Origin of the sequence: Frankia sp. AgB32, from assembly GCF_023243045.1 — a bacterium.
GTDB lineage: Bacteria > Actinomycetota > Actinomycetes > Frankiales > Frankiaceae > Frankia.
On the sequence record NZ_JALKFX010000131.1, the window covers coordinates 1 to 4,032 of the forward strand.

3 protein-coding genes are annotated in these 4,032 nt (G+C 62.9%); 2 read left to right on the forward strand and 1 reads right to left on the reverse strand.

Going from position 1 to position 4,032, the window contains the following annotated elements; genetic code table 11:
- Positions 1-1,266 (reverse strand): DUF262 domain-containing protein (locus MXD60_RS25875; protein WP_248822258.1); only part of this gene is annotated, 1,266 nt, incomplete at its 3' end.
- 1,084 nt (positions 1,267-2,350) lie between these two features.
- Here MXD60_RS25875 and MXD60_RS25880 point away from each other — a divergent pair.
- Both MXD60_RS25880 and MXD60_RS25885 read left to right on the forward strand, forming a co-directional pair.
- Entirely contained in the window at positions 2,351-2,668 is a 318-nt protein-coding gene (locus tag MXD60_RS25880; RefSeq protein WP_248822267.1) for a putative quinol monooxygenase, read from the forward strand.
- Entirely contained in the window at positions 2,665-3,879 is a 1,215-nt protein-coding gene (locus MXD60_RS25885) for a helix-turn-helix domain-containing protein (RefSeq protein ID WP_248822269.1), read from the forward strand. The genes MXD60_RS25880 and MXD60_RS25885 overlap by 4 nt, the downstream gene beginning before the upstream one ends.
- The last annotated feature ends 153 nt before the right edge of the window (positions 3,880-4,032 follow it).

The following is a 4,032-nucleotide window of genomic DNA, read 5'->3' on the forward strand; positions in this document are numbered from 1 at the left end:
ACCGAAAGAGTGAACTATTTGATTTAGAAAATACTTATGTTGGACCAGGAAGTTCTCAAAATCCGCCCGCACCCTAGTGAAATCTGCGAACTTTCTTTGCGTCTCCAACTCTTTAACTAGGCCAACGGTAGCCAAGAATGATGAGGGCTGAAATCGTCCAGTCGCACTATAGAAATATACGGCAGGATGCAGACCCAGGGAGCCGGGCTCTTTACCCGAGATACGCGCTGCGGTACGTCGAACCGCTTGCATACATTTGAGTGTGGTGGCACCGTCCAAATCGTCTTCGAGGACACGCGAGGGGCCGACTGGGCGACGGCGGCGGCTAGGTGCTAGGCCAGTCCACATTGGCGAGTCGATATCGTTGACGAAGTTAACCAAACCGAAGACCATCTTGATGCTATCCGCGGAATATCCGCGCCCCGCAACAGGAAGATCCGCCGTCCTGATGGTGGCTTCGAGATTTGGCCGAAAAATAAGATCGAATACTTCTTTTGCAATTCTTTCGATATCGGCTTGAACGTCCTGGTCAAACGCCGACCAATATTTGTGCCCTGTGCCTGCACGGATAAACGCGCGCGCAGCAAGGGCGTTGGGCTTCCGGCGCGACTTGATCATGTCAAGTTCGCCGTCATCGATCGGCGTGGCCTGCTGGTTTATTCGAAAGAAGGAGGTTTCGGCTTTCTCTGCCTCGCCCTTTACCCATTGCAGCTGAATGGCGAAGGCGGCCGCATTGCGGGCCAGGCGATTTCTGTATTTGTTTGTCGCGCCAGGATTACGCATGGCCATTTTCAGCTCATTGTACGAACCGACAGATTCTCTAATCAATTTCCGCGTCGCCTCGGCGGCTCGGCGCTGTTCGTCTGGAATTATATTGTCAAAGAATTTCAACGAGGACTGCTGATCGCCGTAGTCATCCTGGACCCACGCGATTAGGGCACTCAGGCGGTGTGCTCCGTCGATCACAAAGATGTTTCCCGTGTGGTTCGAATGCCAGAGAATTACGGCGGGAATCAGGTCGCCTTCCAGGAAATTCTTTACTAGATCGGCGACTTTTTCGGGCGTCCAGTTTGCGGTTTCGCGTTGGAAATCTGGCTTTCGCAAGGTGCTGTAAGTAAAGCTCTCCAGGCCGAGATCCGATATGGTGAGAGTCGATGTGAAGACGGAAGCCTGTTCCGGAAGTTCGGGTGCCCGAGCTTCGAAATCTTCTCTCGGAATTAGCGCATCCAAGTTCACCGACTGACTTGCCATCTTGACCCCCGTCACGGAAGTAGCTACTGGTCCTAGCGCATACTCGCTGTGATTTTCGTAGAGATCTTATTCTGCTGGCCAGTTTGGTGCGAAGTCGGGGCTCGGCCACACCGGCGAGCACGGCGCGCTAGCGCCGAGCGCAGCCGTCGCGCGGCCTGGCACCGGCAAGGGTGCTAGATCTCGCCAGATAGAAGGACTCTGCGGCCTGGGGACTCGATCTCTGCTTCGGCGGGTGCAGGACTCGGATGGGCGGCCTACACAAGACACCCTCGGGCTAGTCGCACAAATAGTACTGGGTAGTCAGAGAAGTACGGTCGGCACTACCGTGACGATGGGGTCGCGGTCCGATAAGGCTGGTCGGCATGAGTGCGGGCGGACCACGGTGAACCCCTGAGCAATCTGGGAGGGTATCGACCGATGGATGATGTTGCTGCCGAGCTACGGGAGCCGCGTTACCGACCTCGGGAGGGTTTCCGGGTCTGGGCGGGGCAGGTCAACGAGGAAGTGGAGGTCTACGCAGACGCTGGGGTGACCGCTGAGCAGCTCACGAATGCGCTGGCTCTGTACGTTCGGGGTAGTGCTCGGTTGGTCGAAGTCGAAGCGCCAGACCGCGCTGATGGAGCTATCTTTTTCCGGTTCCGCCTCCCGCCCGAATCGCACCAAAAGGGCAGAAATTTGGAGACCGGCTCGAACGCCTACGAATCATGACTAATTTCGATATTCCTCCCGTTCCTCGCCGCGCGCTGTTGCCGCTGCGGTGGGGCCGCGGTCGCGCGCCATCCTCTGCCGGGATACCCGCCGCATCAGAGCAACCCGACCGGTACCCGCCCCTCGTTGGTGGCCTGGTCCTCGACGACGACGGCGAGCCCATCGAGGTTGTGGCGCCGTTTGCGGGAACATCGGCGCTCGCCACGTGGATGGAACGTCGCGGTATCACGCGTTACCGGGTCCTGGTGGCCCACCTGCCGGGTGCGGTCGTGCCGCGCAAATCGACCGACTCGGCGTAGTCGAGTCGCACCAAAAGTGCGGGGTGGTTGCGGGAATGCTACCTGTGGGAGGATCGTTGGACTCGTGACGTCCACCCACAGGAAGAGGATCTATGTTCGGCTTGGTGGTCCGGTTCAGTCTGCGGCCTGGTGGCGCCGAGGGGTTCGATCGGTTGGTGGCCCGGACGTTGCCGCTCATCGTGTCATCTGAGCCAGGGACTCTGCTGTATCTGACGCACACCGTGGACGGCGACCCTGACGCCCGGATCTTCTACGAGGTGTACCGGGACCGGGCCGCATTCGACGAGCACGAGCGTCAGGACCACGTTCGGGCCTTTCTCTCGGCTCGTGAGGAGTTCCTTTCCGGGCCACCGCGGGTTGAGTTCGTGACGGTGGCCGATGGCAAGGGTCTGCCGGGCGGCGCGCGATGACAGATCCGCTCCCGTCGCTCGGCGAAAGGGTCGCGTTCTACCGCAAACGACGCGGGCTTTCCCAAGTCGAGCTTGGCCGGCTGATCGGTCGGTCGGAGAGCTGGGTTTCGCAGGTTGAGCGGAACGCCCGCAAAGTCGACCGTCTGTCGGTGCTTGCTCAGGTCGCCGATGTCCTTGGTGTTCCCGCGTCGGATCTCGCGCCGGAGACGCCGGCTGAGCCTGTCGAGTCCGACGCTGAGTCGTGGCAGACCGCGCTTCGCCTTGCGCTGACAGGGCATCCGGCGTTGCCGTTGCTGTTCTCGGAAACGACGCCGGAGACGCTCTCTGCTCCGGACGCCCAGGACCGAACGGACGATGCCTGGTCGCTGGTCCATGCGTCCCGCTACACGGACGCCGGTACGGCGCTTGTGCCGCTCATCGGCGAACTGGAGTCCGCGGTGCGCTCCGCGGCACCCGACCAGCGTCCGGCGGTCGCCAAGGCCCTGGCCGGCGTCTACCAGGCCGTCACGGAACTGTTCGTCAAAGTCGGTGACATCGAGGTCGCGTGGCTGGCCGCGGACCGGGCTTTGTCCGCGGCAGAACGTGCGGGGAACCTGGGCCTGGTGGCTGCCGGCCACCACCGTCTTGCGCACGCGTTCCTCGGTGCCGGCCGCTTCCAGCAGGCCCGTCACGCCGCGACGGTGGCCGTTGACGCGCTTCGCTCCGGCCCGTCGGGGCTGGGGGTTGAGGGACAGTCGGTGCTGGGAGCGCTGAGCTTGGTTCAGTCGATCATCTGTGCCCGCTCTGGCGACCGGGGCGGGGCGTGGCAGGCGATCGGGGAGGCTGAAACGCTCGCCGGTGTCGTGGGCGCGGGTCGGAACGACTTCAACCTGGAGTTCGGCCCGGCCAACGTCGCGCTGCACGCGGTCGCGGTCGCGGTGGAGCTGGGCGACGCTGGCGACGCGCTTGACCGTGCTGGTCGTGTGGACACGGCCGGGTTGTCGGCCGAACGGCGTTCGCGCTTCCTGGTGGACGTGGCCCGTGCGCACGCTCAGCGTCGCGACCGCGGGGACGCGATCGCCGCCCTTCTGGAGGCTGAGCGCATCGCGCCCGAGCAGATCCGAGACCACCCAAAAGTCCGCGTCCTGGTCCGAGACCTGCTCCAGGATCCCGGATGGCGCTCTGACCAGGACCTACGCGCCTTGGCGGACCGGTGCGGGGTAGTCGCCTAAGCGACCCGCACAGAAAGTACTAGACAATACTCAGAGTACGACCCATACTTTGAGTGCGGGTTGGGGGCGCCCCCCGCGCCCCCGTCGCCGGTTGTGGGGCGCCGCCCCCCCCCCCGCACGCCCGGCCCCCCGCGCGGGGGCGCCCCCCCCCGG

Excerpts from the sequence above, each read along its gene's own strand:
- MXD60_RS25880 (WP_248822267.1), top strand. The coding sequence starts at position 2,351 with ATGTTCGGCTTGGTGGTCCGGTTCAGTCTGCGGCCTGGTGGCGCCGAG.
- MXD60_RS25885 (WP_248822269.1), top strand. The coding sequence starts at position 2,665 with ATGACAGATCCGCTCCCGTCGCTCGGCGAAAGGGTCGCGTTCTACCGC.